Source organism: Aeromonas rivuli (assembly GCF_000820045.1).
GTDB classification, from domain to species: domain Bacteria; phylum Pseudomonadota; class Gammaproteobacteria; order Enterobacterales; family Aeromonadaceae; genus Aeromonas; species Aeromonas rivuli.
In genome coordinates, this window is the sequence record NZ_CDBJ01000056.1 from 12,426 (window position 1) to 32,360 (window position 19,935).

15 protein-coding genes, 1 tRNA gene and 1 pseudogene are annotated in these 19,935 nt (G+C 63.7%); 12 read left to right on the plus strand and 5 right to left on the minus strand.

Going from position 1 to position 19,935, the window contains the following annotated elements:
• The first annotated feature begins 267 nt into the window (after window positions 1-267).
• From BN1130_RS13910 to BN1130_RS13920, 3 genes are read left to right on the plus strand one after another with little or no spacing between them, the layout of a single operon-like run.
• Entirely contained in the window at window positions 268-1,431 is a 1,164-nt protein-coding gene (locus BN1130_RS13910; protein ID WP_042042706.1) for an efflux RND transporter periplasmic adaptor subunit, read from the plus strand.
• Window positions 1,431-3,389 carry a MacB family efflux pump subunit gene (locus BN1130_RS13915; protein WP_157014027.1) on the plus strand — a complete coding sequence of 653 codons (1,959 nt, stop codon included), beginning with the start codon at window positions 1,431-1,433 and terminating at the stop codon, window positions 3,387-3,389. The genes BN1130_RS13910 and BN1130_RS13915 overlap by 1 nt, the downstream gene beginning before the upstream one ends.
• Before the next feature lie 11 nt (window positions 3,390-3,400).
• On the plus strand, window positions 3,401-4,864 hold the full coding sequence (locus BN1130_RS13920; RefSeq protein ID WP_157014025.1) for an efflux transporter outer membrane subunit: 1,464 nt from the start codon (window positions 3,401-3,403) through the stop codon (window positions 4,862-4,864).
• 12 nt (window positions 4,865-4,876) lie between these two features.
• On the opposite strand, the gene BN1130_RS13925 is transcribed toward BN1130_RS13920, so the two are convergent.
• A complete protein-coding gene (locus tag BN1130_RS13925) occupies window positions 4,877-5,242 on the minus strand; it encodes an MDR/zinc-dependent alcohol dehydrogenase-like family protein (RefSeq protein ID WP_042042692.1) in 366 nt (121 codons plus the stop codon).
• Window positions 5,243-5,645: 403 nt separating this feature from the next.
• On the opposite strand from BN1130_RS13925, the gene prpB reads away from it, so the two are divergent.
• From prpB to prpF, 5 genes are all read left to right on the plus strand, one after another.
• Complete coding sequence (prpB, locus tag BN1130_RS13930) at window positions 5,646-6,545, plus strand: methylisocitrate lyase (RefSeq protein WP_042042693.1); 900 nt, start codon at window positions 5,646-5,648, stop codon at window positions 6,543-6,545.
• Between the two features lie 64 nt (window positions 6,546-6,609).
• On the plus strand, window positions 6,610-7,770 hold the full coding sequence (gene prpC / locus BN1130_RS13935) for a bifunctional 2-methylcitrate synthase/citrate synthase (protein WP_042042694.1): 1,161 nt from the start codon (window positions 6,610-6,612) through the stop codon (window positions 7,768-7,770).
• Window positions 7,770-7,922, plus strand: coding sequence for a hypothetical protein (locus tag BN1130_RS22300; RefSeq protein WP_157014026.1), 153 nt, complete (start codon window positions 7,770-7,772; stop codon window positions 7,920-7,922). The genes prpC and BN1130_RS22300 overlap by 1 nt, the downstream gene beginning before the upstream one ends.
• Window positions 7,922-10,552, plus strand: coding sequence for a Fe/S-dependent 2-methylisocitrate dehydratase AcnD (gene acnD / locus BN1130_RS13940; protein WP_042042695.1), 2,631 nt, complete (start codon window positions 7,922-7,924; stop codon window positions 10,550-10,552). The genes BN1130_RS22300 and acnD overlap by 1 nt, the downstream gene beginning before the upstream one ends.
• A gap of 74 nt (window positions 10,553-10,626) precedes the next feature.
• Window positions 10,627-11,829: a 2-methylaconitate cis-trans isomerase PrpF gene (gene prpF, locus BN1130_RS13945; RefSeq protein ID WP_042042696.1), complete on the plus strand. Its 1,203-nt coding sequence runs from the start codon at window positions 10,627-10,629 to the stop codon at window positions 11,827-11,829.
• A 134-nt stretch (window positions 11,830-11,963) separates the two neighbouring features.
• On the opposite strand, the gene BN1130_RS13950 is transcribed toward prpF, so the two are convergent.
• Complete coding sequence (locus BN1130_RS13950) at window positions 11,964-12,206, minus strand: DUF6719 family protein (protein WP_042042698.1); 243 nt, start codon at window positions 12,204-12,206, stop codon at window positions 11,964-11,966.
• A 464-nt stretch (window positions 12,207-12,670) separates the two neighbouring features.
• Window positions 12,671-12,760 (minus strand) — tRNA-Ser (locus tag BN1130_RS13955).
• 277 nt (window positions 12,761-13,037) lie between these two features.
• Between BN1130_RS13955 and BN1130_RS13960 the strand changes: the two genes are divergently transcribed.
• A complete protein-coding gene (locus BN1130_RS13960) occupies window positions 13,038-13,949 on the plus strand; it encodes a L,D-transpeptidase family protein (RefSeq protein WP_042042699.1) in 912 nt (303 codons plus the stop codon).
• A gap of 17 nt (window positions 13,950-13,966) precedes the next feature.
• Window positions 13,967-14,977: a DUF481 domain-containing protein gene (locus BN1130_RS13965; protein ID WP_370736616.1), complete on the plus strand. Its 1,011-nt coding sequence runs from the start codon at window positions 13,967-13,969 to the stop codon at window positions 14,975-14,977.
• A gap of 244 nt (window positions 14,978-15,221) precedes the next feature.
• Here BN1130_RS13965 and BN1130_RS13970 read toward each other — a convergent pair.
• Together BN1130_RS13970 and BN1130_RS13975 are read right to left on the minus strand one after the other, a co-directional pair.
• Window positions 15,222-15,602, minus strand: a pseudogene (locus tag BN1130_RS13970) (hypothetical protein); the annotation flags it as partial.
• Between the two features lie 310 nt (window positions 15,603-15,912).
• Window positions 15,913-16,893, minus strand: a complete 981-nt coding sequence (locus BN1130_RS13975; protein ID WP_042042708.1) for a TDT family transporter — start codon at window positions 16,891-16,893, stop codon at window positions 15,913-15,915.
• Between the two features lie 103 nt (window positions 16,894-16,996).
• On the opposite strand from BN1130_RS13975, the gene BN1130_RS13980 reads away from it, so the two are divergent.
• Both BN1130_RS13980 and BN1130_RS13985 read left to right on the plus strand, forming a co-directional pair.
• On the plus strand, window positions 16,997-17,887 hold the full coding sequence (locus BN1130_RS13980; RefSeq protein WP_042042702.1) for a LysR substrate-binding domain-containing protein: 891 nt from the start codon (window positions 16,997-16,999) through the stop codon (window positions 17,885-17,887).
• Between the two features lie 228 nt (window positions 17,888-18,115).
• A partial coding sequence (locus BN1130_RS13985) for a BCCT family transporter (protein WP_042042703.1) occupies window positions 18,116-19,935 on the plus strand: 1,820 nt, incomplete at its 3' end.

Here is a 19,935-nt window from a genome sequence, read left to right on the forward strand (position 1 = left end):
CAGCCAACCCAGCTGACGCCCCCACTCTTCAGGCGAAGTGCCCTGCTACCCGGCGCTGGCCCGCACCCAGCGGGTCAGCCATATCAGGCTGGCGCGCTTCGCCATCCCTGCCCTATGCAGAGCGCCTCCCCAAGGGAGACTTCTCCTCCTGCGCCCTGAGTTGACAAGCTTTGTTACAGGATCCCAGTTGTCTTTTGTCCGCCTTTTGCGGCAGGATGTCTCCTTTTGTCTCCCCCCGCGTTCATGGATGCCAGATTCACGATGAAGATGCCCCTCACTCCCCCGCTGCGCTGGCTGATGGCCGCCCTGCTGGTCGCTCTCTCCATCTGGCTGCTATGGCCGGGCAAGGCTGCCGAACCCTTGTTGAGTGCATCGGTCACCCGCCAGGACATCGAAGATGCCGTGCTCGCCAGTGGCGCCCTGGAGGCGGTGGAACAGGTCGATGTGGGTGCCCAGGTCTCGGGTCAGGTCACCCGGCTGCTGGTCGAGAATGGTCAGCAGGTCAAACAGGGGGATCTGTTGGCCGAGATAGACCCGCTGATCGCCCAGAACGATCTCAAGACGGCCCAGGCCGAGCTCGCCAGTAGCCAGGCGCAGCTCAGGATCAAGCAGGCACAGCTCAAGCAGTACGAGCTCGCCTATCGCCGCCAGCAGCAGATGTTTGGCCAGCAGGCGAGTTCAAAGGCCGACCTCGAAAACGCCGAGGCCCAGCTCGCCGTGACCCGGGCCGAGCTGCAAAACGCCCAGGCCAATATCGACAGTGCCGCCATCAAGGTCGAGCGCTCCCGCACCCAGCTCGGCTATACCCGGATCCAGGCCCCCATGGATGGCACCGTCGTCTCCATCGTCACCCGCCAGGGCCAGACCCTGGCGGCCACCCAGACGGTGCCCACCCTGCTCAAGCTCGCCAATCTGGATATCATGACGGTCAAGGCGCAGATCTCCGAGGCCGATGTCAGCAAGGTGCGCGCCGGCATGCCGGTCTACTTCACCCTGATTGGCGATCCCGATACCCGCTACCGGGCCAAGCTGCGCACCGTTGAACTGGCGCCAACCAATGTCAACGATGCCACGACCAGCACCAGCAGCACCAATGTTGCCGTCTACTACTATGCCCTGTTCGATGTGCCCAACCCCGACCATGCCCTGCGGGTCGCCATGACCACCCAGGTCACCATAGTGCTTGGCGAGCGCAAGGGCGTGTTGACCATTCCCAGAACCGCCCTCGGCAAACAGTTGGCGCCGGGCGAGTATCAAGTACAGCTGTTAAGCGGTGACACCCCCGAGCCCCGTACCATCAAGACCGGGCTCAAGGATGATATCAAGGTCGAGGTGCTGGAGGGGCTCGCCGAGCATGACAAGGTGGTGATTGGCGAGGCCCCCAAGGCAACCGGGGATGAGGGCCATGAGGAAGAGGATGAGATGTCATGATGGCCTCCCGCAATGAGGCCCCCGGCGACGCTCCGCTTATTGAACTGCGAGGCGTCAGTCGCCGCTACCTGAGCGGGGAGCAGGAGGTGACAGTGCTGCACCCGCTGGACTTGTCCATCCACGCCGGGGAGATGGTGGCCATTGTCGGTGCCTCGGGGTCGGGAAAATCCACCCTGATGAACCTGCTCGGCTGCCTCGACAGACCCAGCGAGGGGCGCTATCTGTTTCGCGGTCAGGAGACCGCGGACTTGGACGCCCTGGCCCTGGCCCGGTTGCGCTGCCATCACTTCGGCTTCATCTTCCAGCGCTATCACCTGCTGCCACATCTGGACGCCGCCGCCAACGTCGAGATCCCCGCCGTCTATGCCGGCATGGCCAAGGGGGATCGCCATGCTCGCTCCAAGGCGCTGCTCACCCGGCTGGGGCTGGCCGATCGCAGCCATCACACTCCGGGCCAACTCTCCGGCGGACAGCAGCAGCGGGTCAGTATCGCCCGCGCCCTGGCCAATGGCGGCGAGGTGATCCTGGCCGACGAACCGACCGGTGCACTGGACAGCCAGAGCGGCAAGGAGGTGATGGCCATCCTCAAGGAGCTCCATGCCCTGGGTCACACCATCATACTGGTGACCCATGACATGGCGGTGGCGGACCATGCGGATCGCATCATCACCCTCAAGGATGGCCAGGTGCAGAGCGACAGCGGCAGCCCGCAGCAGACGGCCTCTGCCCTGAAGGCCATGCCCCAGGCCTTGGGCAATCAGGGGCTGGATCGTTACCGCGAAGCCGCCCGCATGGCCCTGCATGCCATGATGGCTCACCGAATGCGCACCTTTCTCACCATGCTCGGCATCATCATCGGCATCGCCGCCGTGGTGAGCGTGGTGGCCCTGGGTCAGGGCGCCCGCGCCAAGGTGATAGGCGAGATCAACGCCATGGGCACCAACACCATAGACGTCTTCCCCGGCAAGGATTGGGGAGATGAGCAGGCTGCCAGCATACGCACCCTCAACGAGGGCGACTTGCGCGCACTGCAGGGACAACCCTATCTGGAGGGGGCCAGCCCCCAGCTCTCCACCTCGGTGCAGCTGCGCTATCGCAATCAGACCAAGAGCGGCACCGTCAACGGCGTCAGCAGCGACTTCTTCCGGGTCAAGGGCATGACACTCGTCAGTGGCCGCCTGTTCAGCGAGCGCGACAGCCTGGACAGGGCGCCCCTGGCCGTGGTCGACGCCGACACCATCAAGGGCTTGCTCGGCGATGAAGACCCCATCGGCAAGGTGCTGCTCATCGGTACCCTGCCGGTGCGGATCATCGGTCTCATCAAGGAGGAGACCGGCTTTCGCCAACCGAGCCAGTCGGTGAGCGTCTGGTTGCCCTATCGCGCCGTGATGAGTCGCCTCATCTCCCAGAACCATTTCAATCAGATAACCCTTAGGGTCAGGGATGGCATCCAGCCCGCCCTGGCAGAACGAGAGGTCATTGCCCTGCTGCGCCAGCGCCATGGCAGCAAGGATTTCTTCACCTTCAGTAGCGACAAGATATTGAAATCCGTCGAGAAAACCACAGCAACCCTGACCCTGCTGGTCTCGGCTATCGCGGTGATTTCGCTGATCGTCGGCGGCGTTGGCGTCATGAACATCATGCTGGTCTCCGTGGTGGAGCGCACCCGGGAGATTGGCATTCGCATCGCGGTGGGCGCCCGTCAGTCCGACATCTTGCAGCAGTTCCTGATTGAAGCCGTGATGGTCAGCCTGCTCGGGGGCGTACTCGGAGTCGGCATCGCCTTGCTGATCGGCCTGCTGTTCTCCTCCCTGGTCGATGCGATGCAGATGCAGTTCTCCCTCTTCTCCATCCTGATGGCGTTTGCCTGCTCCACCCTGATCGGGGTGCTGTTTGGTTATCTGCCCGCCCGCAATGCCGCCCGGCTCGACCCTGTGGTCGCGCTGGCCAGAGAGTGAAGATGAAACCCATGAAGATATCCTGGCTGGGGCTCTGCCTCGCCCTCGGCGCCTGCTCCCAACAGAGCAGCTATCACAGAGCCGACCTGGCGCTGCCAGACCAGTGGCAAGAGGGGGACGTGCCTGCTCTGTCCATGCAAACCGGCTCCTGGTGGCAGGGCTTTCATGACCCCCGACTCGACGCCCTGGTCGAGGCGGTACTCGCCGCCAATACCAATCTTTATGTGGCCGGACTCCGGCTCAAGGGCGCGAGGATCGCAGCGGACCAGGCCGACACCAACCTGACCCCAGGGGTCAATGCCAGCCTGGGGGCCAGCGGCACCAAGGAGATCAAGAGTGGCGCCAGCACCCACAGTCTGGGACCGACCCTCGCCATCAGTTATGAAGTGGATCTGTGGGGCAAACTGGCGGCGGTGCGGGATCAGGCAAGCTGGGAGGCCGCCGCCAGCGCCGAGGATCTCGCCGCCACCCGCCAGAGCCTGATCAGCCAGACCCTGCAGCAATATTGGCAACTCGGCTATCTCAGCAGCGCCATCACCCTGGGGGAGCGCCAACTGGCCAACCTCAGCGAGATCCAGAGCCTGACCCGAGTCAAATATGAGGCAGGGGCCATTCCTCGCCTCGATCTGGTGCAAGCCAGCGGGCAGCTCGCCGGCAAGCGTGCCGCCCAGGCTAACCTGCGCAATCAGAGGGTCGCGGCGAGCAATGCCCTACTGCAACTGCTCGGCCGCAGCAGGGGGCCAGTCCCCTTTGCGCCAGATGGCCTCATGCTCGCCCCCATCCCTGACATCGCCGCCGGCCTGCCGGCCGATCTGCTGGCCAGACGCCCGGATGTGAGAGCCGCCGAGCTGCGCCTGCGCAAGACGCTGGCGCGCAGTGACGAGGTGCGCACCAGCTTCTACCCGGCGCTCACCCTGACCGGGGGGGCCAGCACCGCATCGGATACCCTGGCGCAGGTGCTGGAAAATCCGGTGGGCAGCCTGGGGGCCGCCTTGACCCTGCCCTTCCTCGAGTACAACAGCAATCGACTCGCCGTCGCCGGCAGCCAGAACGACTACCAGATAGCCCAGGCCGAGTTTCGCCAGCAGCTGTTCGATGCGCTGTTCGAGGTGGAAAACGCCCTCGCCGCCCGCCGCTTTGGCGAGCAGCAGCTGGCCAGCCTCGCCGAACAGCAAGACTATGCCATCGACGCGGACCGGCTCGCCCGGGTGCGCGTCGAGGCGGGTAGCAGTCCGGTGCAAGATTGGCTCGATGAGCAGAATCGACGCTGGGATGCCGAGCTGGCCCTGCTCAGCCAGCAGCAGACTCAGCTCAACACCATGGCCAGTCTCTATCTCGCCCTGGGCGGCAGCGATGCCACCGGGCGCGAGACCATGCCCACCCCGCCCGCACTGCGCCCCGGGGATGACAACCAGGGCCGTGCCTTTTCCCCTGACCCCTCACCCACTGAGCAAGGCAAAGCGCCTGCCGGGTGAGCGCCACTGTGCTCAGGATTTGCTCATGGCGCCCATTTCTTGCTCCCGGATCAGCGTCTTGTTGACCTTGCCGACGCAGGTCTTCGGGATCCCTTGCACGACCCGGATCTGGCGCGACTCGAGAGAGCAGTGAACCTGCGCTGCGTCCTGCTGCGCGTAACCCTGGTTGCTCTCTCTTGATCCGCCCGCTGGCCCCGTGACCGAACAGCTCGTCGCCAGGGCCTCCTTCTCGGCGGGATCGGCGATGTAGTCGGCGAGCGCCGGACGGGCCAGATAGAGGGAGCCCTTCATGGCCAGCAGCCGCAGGTTGAAGCCCTCGATGGGACCGGAAGCGGTGCCGACGCAGACCCCCACCGCCACCTCTTCGTAGCGCCGCACGTCCGGGCCCCGGTTTCATAAAAGCCTATGGCGTTGGCCATCTCACTCCTCCAATCCGTTCGTGAATGAAATGCATCGTCCGGATTGAATCCAGGGGGTTGGGTGAATGACCCTTCTCATCGGGCGACAGCCACTTTTCATCTCATGACCCCCCTTAGAATGCGTTGCCTACCCTCGGGGAAGACGACAGAAGCTGTCCTGTCCAGCCTGGCGGCAACACGCCAAAAGCCGCTTACGCCATGGGATGAGCGCCATCTGACTGGAGAAGATGGCGTCAGCCAGACCCGGTGGCTGGCGCGCCGATGCGATGTCCCTTGGACTTAAGTAATGTTGACGTTGACGTCAACGTAGTGTGAGATGGTTCTATTCACGGAAAACCATGAACAGCATGAAAGGAGTCTGTATGTCTACCTTGTCCCCGTCGGCCGGAGCCCGCTTTCGCAGCGCGCTGGCCAATGAAAAACCCCTGCAGATCGTCGGTACCATCAACGCCTACATGGCGCTGATGGCCGAGCGCAGCGGTTTCAAGGCGCTTTATCTGTCCGGTGCCGGGGTGGCCAACGCCTCCTATGGCCTGCCGGATCTCGGCATGACCTCCATGAACGACGTGCTCATCGATGCCGAGCGCATCACCGCCGCGACTCAAGTGCCACTGCTGGTCGACATCGACACCGGCTGGGGCGGCGCCTTCAACATCGCCCGCACCGTCCGCGCCTTCGAGCGCGGCGGGGTCGCCGCCGTCCACATGGAGGATCAGGTCGCCCAGAAGCGCTGCGGTCACAGACCCAACAAGGCCGTGGTCTCCATCGCCGAGATGGTGGACAGGATCAAGGCGGCGGTCGACGCCCGCACCGATGAGCACTTCGTCATCATGGCCCGCACCGACGCTCTGGCGGTGGAAGGGCTGGATTCGGCCCTGGAGCGCGCCGCGGCCTACGCCGCCGCCGGGGCCGACATGATCTTCGCCGAGGCGGTCACCGAGCTGGATCAGTACGACAGCTTCAAGCAGGCGGCCGGCGTCCCCATCCTCGCCAACATGACCGAATTCGGCCAGACCGAGCTGTTTGACAAGGAGGCCCTCTCTGCCCACGGCGTCGACATGGTGCTCTACCCCCTGAGCGCCGCCCGCGCCGCCAACCAGGCCGCCCTCAACGTCTATCAGCAGCTTCGCCGCGACGGCCACCAGCGTGCCGTGGTCGACACCATGCAGACCCGAGAGTCCCTCTATGACTTCCTCGGCTACCACCACTACGAGCAGACCCTGGACAGGCTGTTCACCAAGGATCTGTCTACCAAGGAATAACACGCCGACCGGCCGCCTCATGCTGGCGGCCGGCGCTTCAACGGACTGAATGAGGAAACCTGTGATGAGCGCACTTGTGGAGACCACCCCCGGCTTCAAACCGAAGAAATCCGTCGCCCTCTCCGGCACCGCCGCCGGCAATACCGCCCTGTGCACCGTCGGCCTCTCCGGCAACGACCTGCACTACCGTGGCTATGACATCCTCGATGTCGCCACCAGCTGTGAATTCGAGGAGATTGCCCACCTGCTGGTGCACGGCCATCTGCCCAACATCGCCGAGCTGGCCGCCTACAAGGCCAAGCTCAAGGCCCTGCGTGGCCTGCCCTCCGGCGTCAAGACCGCCCTGGAGCAGCTGCCCCCCTCCGCCCACCCCATGGACGTGATGCGCAGCGCCGTCTCGGTGCTGGGCTGCGTGTCGCCGGAGAAGGACGACCACAACCACCCGGGCGCCCGGGACATCGCCGACAAGCTGATGGCTTGCTTAGGCTCGGTGCTGCTCTACTGGTACCACTTCAGCCACAACGGCAAGCGCATCGAAGTCGAGACCGATGATGACTCCATCGGCGGCCACTTCCTGCACCTGCTGCACGGGGAGAAGCCACGTGCCTCCTGGGTGCGCGCCATGCACACCTCGCTGATCCTCTACGCAGAGCATGAGTTCAACGCCTCCACCTTCGCAGGCCGGGTGATCGCGGGCACCGGCTCCGACATGTACTCCTGCATCACCGGCGCCATCGGCGCCCTGCGCGGGCCCAAGCACGGCGGCGCCAACGAGGTGGCCTTCGAGATCCAGAAGCGCTATGAGAATCCGGATGAGGCCGAGGCTGACATCCGCGCTCGGGTCGAGAAAAAAGAAGTGGTGATCGGCTTCGGCCACCCGGTCTATACCGTCTCGGATCCCCGCAACAAGGTGATTAAGGAGGTGGCCCGCGAGCTCAGCCTGGAGCAGCACAACTCCAAGATGTTCGACATCGCCGAGCGACTGGAGTCGACCATGTGGGAGGCCAAGAAGATGTTCCCGAACCTCGACTGGTTCAGCGCCGTCAGCTACCACATGATGGGGGTGCCCACCGCCATGTTCACCCCGCTGTTCGTGATCGCCCGCACCTCAGGCTGGTCGGCCCATGTCATCGAGCAGCGCATCGACGGCAAGATCATCCGCCCGAGCGCCAACTACACGGGCCCGGAGGATCTGACCTTCGTGCCGCTCAAGGAGCGCAAGTGATGACCAACGCACAATACCGCAAGCCCCTGCCCGGCACTCAGCTTGACTACTTCGACGCCCGGGAGGCGGTGAACGCCATCGCCCCCGGCGCCTGGGACAGGCTCTCCTACACAGCCCGCGTCCACGCCGAGCAGAATCAGGAGCGCAAGTGATGATTAACACTCAATATCGCAAGCCCCTGCCCGGTACGGCACTGGATTACTTCGACGCCCGGGAGGCGGTAAACGCCATCGCCCCCGGCGCCTGGGACAGACTATCTTACACAGCCCGCATTCACGCCGAAAACCTGGTTCGCAAGTGCGATCCGGCCATCCTCGGCGAGTGCCTCGGCCAGATCGCCTTGAATAAGCGCGATCGCGACTTCCCCTGGTTCCCGGCCCGGGTGGTGTGCCACGACATCCTGGGCCAGACCGCCCTGGTGGACTTGGCTGGCCTGCGCGATGCCATCGCCGATCAGGGGGGGGATCCTGCCCAGGTCAACCCTGTGGTGCCGGTGCAGCTCATCGTCGATCACTCCCTCGCCGTGGAGTGTGGCGGCTTCGATCCCGATGCCTTTGCCAAGAACCGCGCCATCGAGGATCGCCGCAACGAGGATCGCTTCCACTTCATCAACTGGACCAAGCAGGCGTTCAAGAACATAGAGGTGATCCAGCCGGGCAACGGCATCATGCACCAGATCAACCTGGAGAAGATGTCGCCGGTCATTCACAACGACAGGGGCATCGCCTACCCGGACACCTGCGTCGGCACCGACAGCCACACTCCCCACGTCGACGCCCTCGGGGTGATCGCGGTGGGGGTGGGCGGGCTGGAAGCCGAGAACGTGATGCTGGGGCGCGCCTCCTGGATGCGCCTGCCTGAGATCGTCGGCGTGGAGCTGTCTGGCAAGCCGCAAGCCGGCATCACCGCTACCGACCTGGTGCTCTCCCTGACCGAGTTCCTGCGCAAGGAGAAGGTGGTCGGCGCCTATCTGGAGTTCCGTGGCGAGGGCGCAGGCGCCCTGACCCTGGGCGATCGCGCCACCATCTCCAACATGGCGCCGGAATACGGCGCCACCGCGGCCATGTTCTTCATCGACAGCCAAACCATCGACTACCTGCGCCTCACCGGCCGCGATGCCGAACAGGTCAAGCTGGTGGAGACCTATGCCAAGGAGGCGGGCCTCTGGGCCGACTGCCTGGCGAGCGCCCAGTACGAGCGCGTGCTGCACTTCGATCTCTCCACCGTGGTACGCACCCTGGCGGGCCCCTCCAACCCGCACCGCCGCCTGCCGGTCTCAGCCCTGGCGGAGCGCGGCATAGCGGTGGATCTGGACAAGGCCCGCGCCCAGGAGGCCGACGGCCTGCTGCCGGATGGGGCCGTCATCATCGCCGCCATCACCAGCTGCACCAACACCAGCAACCCGCGCAACGTGATTGCGGCAGGCCTGCTGGCGCGCAATGCCAACCAGCTCGGGCTGGTCCGCAAACCCTGGGTCAAGTCGTCGCTGGCGCCGGGCTCCAAGACGGTGGCCTTGTACCTGAAAGAGGCGGGACTGGACAGCGAGCTGGAGCGGCTGGGCTTTGGCATAGTGGCCTTCGCCTGCACCACCTGCAACGGCATGTCAGGTGCGCTGGATCCGGCTATCCAGCAAGAGATCATCGACCGTGACCTCTACGCCACCGCCGTGTTGTCGGGCAACCGCAACTTCGACGGTCGCATCCACCCCTACGCCAAGCAGGCTTTCCTCGCCTCGCCGCCGCTGGTGGTGGCCTATGCCATCGCGGGCACCATCCGCTTCGACATAGAGAAGGATGTGCTGGGAGTGGTGAACGGTAAGGAAATTCGCCTGAAAGACATCTGGCCGTCGGATGACGAGATCGATGCCGTGGTCAGGGCCTCGGTGAAGCCGGAGCAGTTCCGCCAGGTCTATATCCCCATGTTCACCATAGAGGAAGACCATGGCCCCAAGGTCGCGCCTTTGTACGACTGGCGTCCCATGAGCACCTATATCCGTCGCCCGCCTTATTGGGATAAAGAGGGGGAAGGGGCGCTGGCGGGGGAACGAACCCTCAAGGGCATGAGGCCGCTGGCGCTGTTGCCGGACAACATCACCACCGATCACCTCTCCCCCTCCAGCGCCATCATGCGCAGCAGCGCGGCCGGTGAATACCTGCACAAGATGGGACTGCCGGAGGAGGACTTCAACTCCTACGCCACCCACCGCGGCGATCACCTGACCGCCCAGCGCGCCACCTTCGCCAACCCTCAGCTGGTGAACGAGATGGCGGTGGTAAACGGCGCAGTGAAGAAGGGCTCACTCGCCCGGGTCGAGCCGGAGGGCCGGGTCATGCGGATGTGGGAAGCCATCGAAACCTACATGGCCCGCAAGCAGCCGCTGATCATAGTGGCGGGCGCCGACTACGGTCAGGGCTCGTCCCGTGACTGGGCGGCCAAGGGCGTGCGGCTAGCGGGGGTGGAGGTGATAGCGGCGGAAGGCTTCGAGCGCATTCACCGCACCAACCTGATCGGCATGGGGGTGCTGCCCCTGGAGTTCAAGCCGGGCACCAGCCGTTTGACCCTGGGGCTGGACGGCACCGAGACCTATGACGTCAAGGAGGCACGCACCCCGCGCACCGATCTCGTGCTGGTCATTCACAGGCGCAACGGCGAGACGGTCGAGGTGCCCATGACCTGTCGCCTCGACACCGCCGAGGAGGTCTCGGTCTATGAGGCCGGCGGCGTGCTGCAGCGCTTCGCCCAGGACTTCCTGAAAGCGACCACCCACAAGGCCGCCAGCTGATATATGGTATTCCCCCTCCCCTTGCGGGGCGGGGGAATCGACCCTTCTAACCCGAATCATTCAGGACGATCCTTATGGCCCATCCATCTGTGGCTCAACCAGGCCAAGTGAAAATCCCGGCCACCTATATGCGCGGCGGCACCAGCAAGGGCGTCTTCTTTCGCTTAAGCGATCTGCCCGAGCGCTGCCAGGTGCCGGGCCCGGCCCGGGATGCGCTGTTTATGCGCGTCATCGGCAGCCCCGACCCCTATTCGGCCCACATGGACGGCATGGGGGGCGCCACCTCCTCCACCTCCAAGTGCGTGATCCTCTCCAAAAGCCAGCAGCCCGATCACGATGTGGACTACCTCTACGGCCAAGTTGCCATCGACAAGCCGTTCGTCGACTGGAGCGGTAACTGCGGCAACCTCTCCACCGCCGCCGGCGCCTTCGCCATCCATGCGGGGCTGGTGGATCCGGCCCGCATTCCCCAAGACGGCACCTGCGTGGTGCGAGTCTGGCAGGCCAATATCGGCAAGAGCATCATGGCCCATGTACCGGTGAGCAACGGCCAGGTGCAGGAGACAGGTGACTTCGAGCTGGATGGGGTCAGCTTCCCCGCCGCCGAAATCGTGCTGGAGTTTCTCGACCCCTCCGAGGATGGCGAGGAGGGCGGCGCCCTCTTCCCCACCGGCAACCTCATCGACGATCTCGAGGTGCCCGGCATAGGAAACATCAAGGCCACAATGATCAGCGCCGGCATTCCGACAGTGTTCGTCAATGCCGAGGAGATTGGCTATCAGGGCACCGAGCTGCGCGAGGCGATCAACGGCGATCCCGAGGCGCTGGCGCGCTTCGAGGCCATCCGTATCGCCGGCGCCCTGCGCATGGGGCTCATCAAGACGCCGGAGGAGGCGGCCACCCGCCAGCACACCCCCAAGGTGGCCTTCGTCGCCAAATCGAAGGAGTACCTCTCCTCCAGTGGCAAGACGGTGATGGCTGGAGAGATCGACCTGCTGGTGCGGGCACTCTCCATGGGCAAGCTGCACCACGCCATGATGGGCACCTGCGCCGTGGCCATCGGCACAGCGGCGGCCATTCCCGGCACCCTGGTGAACCTGGTCGCCGGTGGCGGTGAGCGTGAGGCGGTGCGCTTCGGCCACCCTTCAGGCACCCTGCGGGTGGGCGCAGAGGCGCGGCAGGTGAATGGCGAGTGGACGGTCACCAAGGCGGTGATGTCCCGCTCAGCCCGCATCCTGATGGAGGGCTGGGTGCGGGTGCCCGGCGATACCTTCTAGCGCCCTGCCCCTATAAATACAAAAAGGCCCGGGCAGTTGCCTGGGCCTTTTCATTGGGGATTGATCCCATCAACTTAATATGCCGATGACTGCTGACAAGGCTTTCCCCTGTTGATCCATAGCCAGCGTACTGGCTACTGCGGGCGCGGCACACACTCGACGTGGCGAGGAAGATTCTTGCTCCCATCGCCGCCGCGAAGCTTTTTGATCTGGCCATCCGGACACTTGCCATCGTCCACATAGACCAGCTTCCCAGGCGGCACGCCGCCAGGAGGAGGATCCTGTTTCAGATACTCGATGGGGGCTGGGACAAGGGTGGTACAACCCGACATCAGGCTCACCATCAGCAACCCCGCGCTCTGCCATCTCATTACCATCTGTCGCTCCCTCTGTGTGATCCCGGCCCTGCGCCAACTCACGCACAGGCCCCATGAACTCAGGCAGTGTAGCCACCGGATCCCATAGACCGAAACCCGCTCCCGGCGCCGCTCCGACGATTTCAGACACAAGGAGGCGCATCCTTGGCTCCATCGCCTTGATGAGCAAACTGGGCGTCTTGCTGGATAGATGATCCCGATAAACAGTCGCAGTCTTCACACAGGCTCGTCCACTCGAGCTGGCTCGGTCACCTTGAATTGCCACCCATTAGCCAGCCACTTGCATTGTTGATGCGCCGTGTCAGGGCCCTGTATGTCATGGGTTCAGATATGTCCCAATTACCGAGCACCCTCAACAGGAAACACGGGGCGATGAGCGGTCCAACGCCGTTCATCTGGATGGCATCTCCGCAGAGACAGACAACGAAAAAGCCCAACCTACTGAGTAGGTTGGGCTTGATAGATGGCGGAGAAACAGGGATTCGAACCCTGGGTGGTATTGCTACCACAATTGATTTCGAGTCAATCCCGTTCGGCCACTCCGGCATCTCTCCATAGGGGCTATTCTGACTCAGTCCCACCCAGGAAATCAATCTCAATCTCTTTAAATATCAACTGACTGTATAGAAATCCATCAAGCATCATGGCGGGCCTCATCATGGGTCTCCTCCCCTGTTGCTTTCTTGCTCCGCCTGGCTCCCTGTTGTTTATCCCGGCGGATGAAGATCGGTGCGTCGCTGCCGCCGGGCTGGTATTCCCGGGCCGATTGGTTAACAATTTCGCCTCTTTCGCCCTCCCTGAGGGGATCCGTTTCGACGACCTGGATTGCTCATGTTCAACTTGCGTATTCTGCTACCGCTCCTCACCACTTGCTGGGCGGGCTCAGCACTGGCCACCAGTTATCCGCTGCCTGCGGCCAACAGCCGCCTCATTGGCGCCCCCGAAGACTACATAGTGCAGCAGGGTGAACACCTGGAACTGATCGGGGCTCACACTCAGATTGGCTTCCTGGCACTGCTTGAGGCCAATCCCGGGGTCGATCCCTACCTGCCCAAACCGGGTACCCGTTTGATCCTGCCCACTCAGATACTGCTGCCGGATGTGCCGCGAGAGGGCATCGTCATCAATTTGCCGGAGCTGCGCCTCTATTACTTCCCCAAGGGTGCGGATGACGTGGTGGTACTGCCCATTGGCATAGGTGACATAGGCCGCGAGACCCCGGAGATGACCACCACCGTCATTGCCAAGAACCCCAATCCAACCTGGACGCCGGGGCCCATGGTGCGCAAATCCTGGCTGGAGCAAAAGGGCATCGACTTGCCCGCCGTGGTGCCGCCGGGCCCGGACAATCCGTTGGGCAAGTTCGCCATGCGGCTCGGCTATGGCAAGCAGGACTACCTGATCCACGGCACCAACAAGGATTTCGGCGTCGGGCTGAGGGTCAGTGCCGGCTGTATCCGGCTGCGACCCGCCGATATCGAATCCCTGTTCAAGCAGGTGCCGTTGGGAACCCATGTCAGGGTCATCAATCAACCGGTCAAGGCCGCCATAGAGCCAGATGGCAGCCGCTGGCTGGAGGTGCACTCCCCCCTGTCCCGCACCGAGCAAGAGCTTGAGCAAGGTGCCCCCCTGGTGCTGAGCCCGGCGGTCAAAGGCTTTATCGATGCCCCCGAGGTGGATGCGGGTCAAGCCAGCCTGGCGCTGGAGCGTAAAAGCGGCATGCCCCTGCTCGTTGGCGGTTAAGTGCCAGATAGGACACCATGATGAACCCCTGCTCTTTCCTGCGCGCCTTGCCGCGCCTGCTCTGCCTCTGCGCCCTGCTGGCCGCGACGCCACTCTGGGCCGCCGATATTCTCTGGATGCACAACGGCGATCGGCTGAGCGGCAAGATAGAGGAGATGACCGACAAGATGGTGCGCATCAAACTGCCCTATGGGGAGCCGCTGACCATAGCGCGCAGCGCCATCATGCGCTGGCGGCTCGACAAGCCCTACAAACCCAAGCCCACCGCCAAGGGGGGCATCGACTTCAACCCCCTCGGCATTGCCGAGAATGCCTGGCACATGACGGGCAACGGCGACGTCAACATCAAGCTCAAGAGCAACACCAGCCAGAGCAATGACGTCAACCTCAAGGGCGCATTCGAGCTCGCCAACATGGATTGGCGTTACACCCTGGAGGGGGAGTACAACTACGAAACCACCGATGGCAAGACCGACAGCCACGACTACCAACTCAAACCCATTGTCGATATCTTCTTCGATCAGAGCTGGTTCTGGCGCAGCTCGGTGGACTACGAGTACGACATGATAGAGACCGACTATCTCTCCCTCGACTTGGGTTCGGGCCCCGGCTACCGCTTCTGGAATGACAAGAAGCGCCGCCTCGAACTCATCACCCAGGGCGGCGTGCGCTACGCCTACTGGCGCGATGGCAACGAGGTCGTAGAGGAGCTGTTCGGTTCCCCCCATGCCTCCTACCCCTTCGCCAGCCTCGGCTGGGACTATCGTCAGCCTGTCTGGGAGGAGCGGATAGAGCTGTTTAGCAAGGGCACCTACATCAAGTACCTGGATCAGGACTCTCCCCTCTTTACCCTCAACCAGAGCGTCAATGGCAGCATCGGCATGCGCTACTACTTCAACGACAACGTCCGCCTCTCCTGGTCGAGCGAGCTGGACTGGGACGATGCCTGGTTCAATACCCCGGATGGGCGCATCACCATAGATGGCAAGGAGTGGCGCCAATACATCAGCCTGGGGGCCAGCTTCTAGGCCCCTGCGGGCGAGCACGCCAGCCCCAACGGAGACAACAATCCCTGAGGCTGCGAATGACGGCGAATAAAGCAGGGGGCCATGGGCCCCCTGAACATCACACATCGGTATTAGCTGGCACCCCAGGGAGCGCCCCGCTTGCACACCCTTAGCCGGTCTTGACGCATTTTTGGATAAAGCTGTTCTTGGCCGCCCCCGCCAGCTTCTTGTCGGCCGCCGCTTTCTCGCATTGGCTTGCCTTGTCGGCCGTGGCATCGGTTTTCACGCATTTCTGGATAAAGCTGTTCTTGGCCGCACCGGCCAGTTTCTTGTCGGCCGCCGCTTTCTCACATTGGCTTGCCTTGTCGGCCGTGGCATCGGTTTTCACGCATTTTTGGATAAAGCTGTTCTTGGCCGCACCGGCCAGCTTCTTGTCGGCCGCCGCTTTCTCGCACTGACTCGCCTTGGCGCTATCAGTGGCCGGGGCTGTCTTGACGCACTTGCCGACGAAGCTGGTCTTGGCCGCGCCGCTCAACTTCTTCTCGGCAGCCTGACTCTCGCACAGCTGCTGCGCCGTCATGGTGGCGCTGTGCGCGACCCCCACCCCCATCAAAAACACCGTCACCAGGATGGCAATACCTTTCATATGACAACCTCCTACTGTTGATCCCAATATGGTTTTTACCTCTTCGAGCGGGCCAAACGAGGCACCCTCATCAGGGTGCACTATAGTCGCCCCGCCGCATTACAACCAAAGCCGTCATGGTCAACTGCTTTGCTCAACGAAAGCCGGACACGCCGTGCGACAAGAGGCCGCCTTATCTCGCCAGGGATCGAAAACATACTCACGTGGGGAAAATACCTGGCACCCCATCAAGGGCGCTGACGTCGTGCAGGCCCCAGAATGAAGCAGACCCCGCGGAGCGGGGTCTGCTGCTGGCAGGCGAGCAGGACGCTTAGCGGCGCAGGGGCTGCTCCAGCATGCCAACCTGACCGAGGGGCAGAAAGAACATCAGGTAGCGCAGCGCCACATAACCGACGATCAGGGTCGCCGCACCGAGCTCCAGATAGGCCAGCTGGTTGATCTGCGCCGCATAGTGGGCCGCCTCTGGCCACTGCGACAGCAGGTGACCCACCTTGAACAGGGCGGTGGCGCCTATCACCAGGGGGAAGGTGAAGGCGGCATAGCCCGGCGAGAACGGCAGACGCAGCAGCTTGATGAAGGCCAGGTAGATGATGCCAGTCATCAGCAGGGCTATCCCCAGCAGCACGGCCACCAGCAGCAGCGACGGATCCTGGCTCACGGTGAGGTAGCCGGCGAGCGACAGGCTGGCAGGCGCCGCCAGGATGGCGATGGTGGGCTTGGCGGCATCCGGCACCTCGTGGCTGAAGATGAGGCGATAGAGCATCAGCGGCAGCATCAGGGCGTAGCAGGCCATGCCGAACCAGAGCAGGCCATTGGCCAGGGCGGCGAAGGGGCCACCCGGGTAGGCGACGTCGGCCACGATGATCCCCACCGGTGGCACGAACCAGCTCGGCACCATGTGGTGAATTTCAAACGCCTTGGCCCTGTGCCAGACGAAGGTGGCGAGGAACAGCAGGTGAATGATCACCGCAAACAGCCAGAGCCCCTGGCCCAGGGTCGGGGCCAGCAGCCCCACCGCCTTGGAGACCACCATGGTCCCCATGGCATAGGTGGGCACTACGCTGCCCACCACGGGGTGGGCGAGATCCTGCCACAGCAGACGCGGGTGCAGCAGGAACTTGAAGGTGAGGACGAGGAGCAGCACGGCGGCGATGGCGGCCCCCAGCAGTTGCAGGCGGCCATCGAACTGACCGGCATTTTCCCAACACCAGCCGAGGCTGGCGATCCCGAGTGCCAGCCCGGCCATGGGGGTCGGGGCGGCGGCAAGGGAGCGACGGGTGCGTGCGATCATGACTGGTACCCTCTTGTTGATGACGATGTACATAGGATAAAGAGGGTCTATCGTTTACGATATCTAAATGAATTGAACTAAGCGTTTAGGAAAATTAAACGACATGAAGCTGACCCTGCAACAACTCAAGGTGTTCGCCACCATAGCCCGCCACGGCAACCTGGGGGGCGCGGCCAGCGAGCTCTGCCTCAGCAAGGGGGCCGTCTCCCAGTCGTTGCAGGAGCTGGAGCGCCAGCTCGCCACCCCGCTGTTCGATCGGGTGCATCCGAGACTTCAGCTCAACAACGAGGGGCGCCTGCTGCAACCGGCCGCCGAGGAGCTGCTGACCCGGATGCAGGAGATAGAGCAGCTGTTTGGCCCGGACGCCGAGCCGAGCGGCCAGCTGCGCCTGGGGGCCAGCCAGACCATAGGCAACTACCTGCTGCCCAGCCTGCTGGCGGGAGGTGCCCAGGAGCTGGGATCCGCCCCCAGGGTGACCATCGCCAACACCCACCTGTTGTGCCACTCCCTCGCCCACTTCGAGCTGGATCTGGCCCTCATCGAGGGGGAGAACCATCACCCGGATCTGGTGAGCGAGCCCTGGCTCGAAGACGAGATGCTGATCATAGCCCCGCCCCAGCACCCCCTGGCCGGGCAGCTGGAGCTGCCTCTTCGCCTGCTCGCAGGCGAAACCTGGGTACTGCGCGAGCCCCAGTCAGGGAGCCGCGAGCAGTTCGAGCAGCAGATCCTGCCCAGGCTGCCGCGCTGGCAGGCGGGGCTCGAACTCAACACCCTGGAGGCGGTGATGCTGGCGGTGGAGAAGGGGCTCGGCATCTCCTTTATCTCCCGCCTCGCGGTCTCCGATCGCCTGCACAGCGGCCGCCTGGTGGCGCTCACCCCGAGCCAGAGCTTCCCCCGCCAGCTCTCCCTCGTCTGGCACAAGCAGAAGTTCCACTCCGCGGCCCTGCGCCGCTTCCTTGCCTTCTGCCGCGCCCAGACCCTGCCCGCTCCCTGAGTCGGGCAAGCGCACCATAGGCAACGCGGGGATTGCCCGTGAGGCCGCGTCGTGATGCGTGCGGATGGCAGAGACAGCGAGGCACAGGGGCGACGCCAGCCAGCACAGCTCCCGGTCGGAAAAACCGGGGATCCGGGCCCAAGCTGCCCGGCATGCCTCGCTTTAAATGTGTCTCTTAAGTGAACAATGGCTTTATAGTATCTGAGTCCCTCTACCCAAAGGTCTCCCATGAACGCACCCCGTCCACCCCGTTGTACCCTGTCGTGGCCTATTTTCATCCCCAGCCTGCTGTTTATCGTGGCACTGCTGGCGGTCTGCTCCCTGGCCCCCGAATCTGCCGCCCGCTTCTTCGGTGACGGTCAGCGCTGGATAGCCGAGCACTTCAGCTGGTTCTACGTGCTGGTGGTCGGCATGTTCCTGATCCTGCTGCTGGTGCTGGCCTTCAGCAGCTACGGCAACATCCGGCTCGGGCCGGACGACGCCCGCCCCGAGTTCAGCTTCACCTCCTGGCTCGCCATGCTGTTTGCCGCCGGTATGGGGATAGGGCTCATGTATTTCGGGGTGGGCGAACCCATGACCCACTTCGTCTCCCCACCTCAGGCGACCCCGCTCACGCCGGGCGCCGCCCGCGAGGCCATGGTCACCACCTTCTTCCACTGGGGCTTTCACGCCTGGGCCATCTACGCCATCGTCGGCCTGGTACTGGCCTATTTCGGCTTTCGCTATAACCTGCCGCTGACCATCCGCTCCGGCCTCTACCCCATCTTCAAGGAGAAGATCCACGGGCCGCTGGGCCATACGGTAGACGTCTTCGCCCTGGTGGGCACCATCTTCGGTATCGCCACCACCCTAGGTTACGGGGTACTGCAGCTGTCGGCGGGGATCGCCCGGCTCACCGGGATGGACACCTCGGGGGATCTGTTCCGCTTTGGCCTCATCGGGATCGTCATCGCCCTGGCCGGTCTGTCGGCGGTCACCGGCCTCGACAAGGGGGTCAAGCGCCTCTCCGAGCTGAACCTCTTCCTCGCCATCGTGCTGCTGCTGTTCGTGCTGGTGGCCGGTCCCACCCAATACCTGTTGGGGGCCCTGTCCGAGAACATAGGCAACTATGTCTCCTCCCTGACCCAGCTCACCTTCCGCACCTTCACCTACAGCGAACCCAACCAGGCGGGCTGGTTCGGCAACTGGACCCTGCTCTACTGGGCCTGGTGGATCTCCTGGTCTCCTTTCGTCGGCCTGTTCATCGCCCGCATCTCCCGCGGCCGTACCCTGCGCGAATTCATCCTCGGTGTGCTGTTCGTGCCCACCGCCTTCAACCTGCTGTGGATGACGATATTCGGCAACGCTGCCATCTGGGCCAGTCAGCAGGAGGGGGGCCAGGCTCTCATCGACTCGGTCGGCAACGTCGATACCCTGCTGTTCAACTTCTTCGATCTGCTGCCGGGTGCCGACATCACCTCCGCCCTGGCGGTGATCCTGATCAGCGTCTTCTTCGTCACCTCCGCCGACTCGGGGGCCTTCGTCATCGACAACATCGCCACCCAGGGCAAGGAGCGCTCCCCCATCTGGCAACGCCTGTTCTGGGCCCTGCTGCTCGGGGTCACCGCCGGTACCCTGATGGCAACCGGGGGACTGGCAGCGCTGCAATCCATGACACTGATCGCCGCCCTGCCGTTTGCCTTCATCATCGTGCTGCTCTGCCTTGGCCTGGTGCGCGGTCTCATCGCGGATAAAGAGCACTCGGCGCGGCGCCTCTCCCCTGCCACCGATTTTTGGAATGGCAAACAGTGGCGCACCCGCATGGATCACCTGCTGCGCCCCTCCAGCGAGAAGGAGGCCCGCAACTTCCTCGGCGAAGTCGCCCTGCCCGCCCTGACCACCCTGTGCAGCGAGTTCAATGCCCGCGGGCTCACCAGCCGGGTCGTGCAGGATGATCCGGAGCAATGCCACCTGCTGGTGCCTCAGGAGGGTAGACGCGACTTCTGCTACGGGGTGCGCATCGAGGCCCGCCCCGCCCCCGCCTTCAACCCCCTGGAAGCGACCCACAA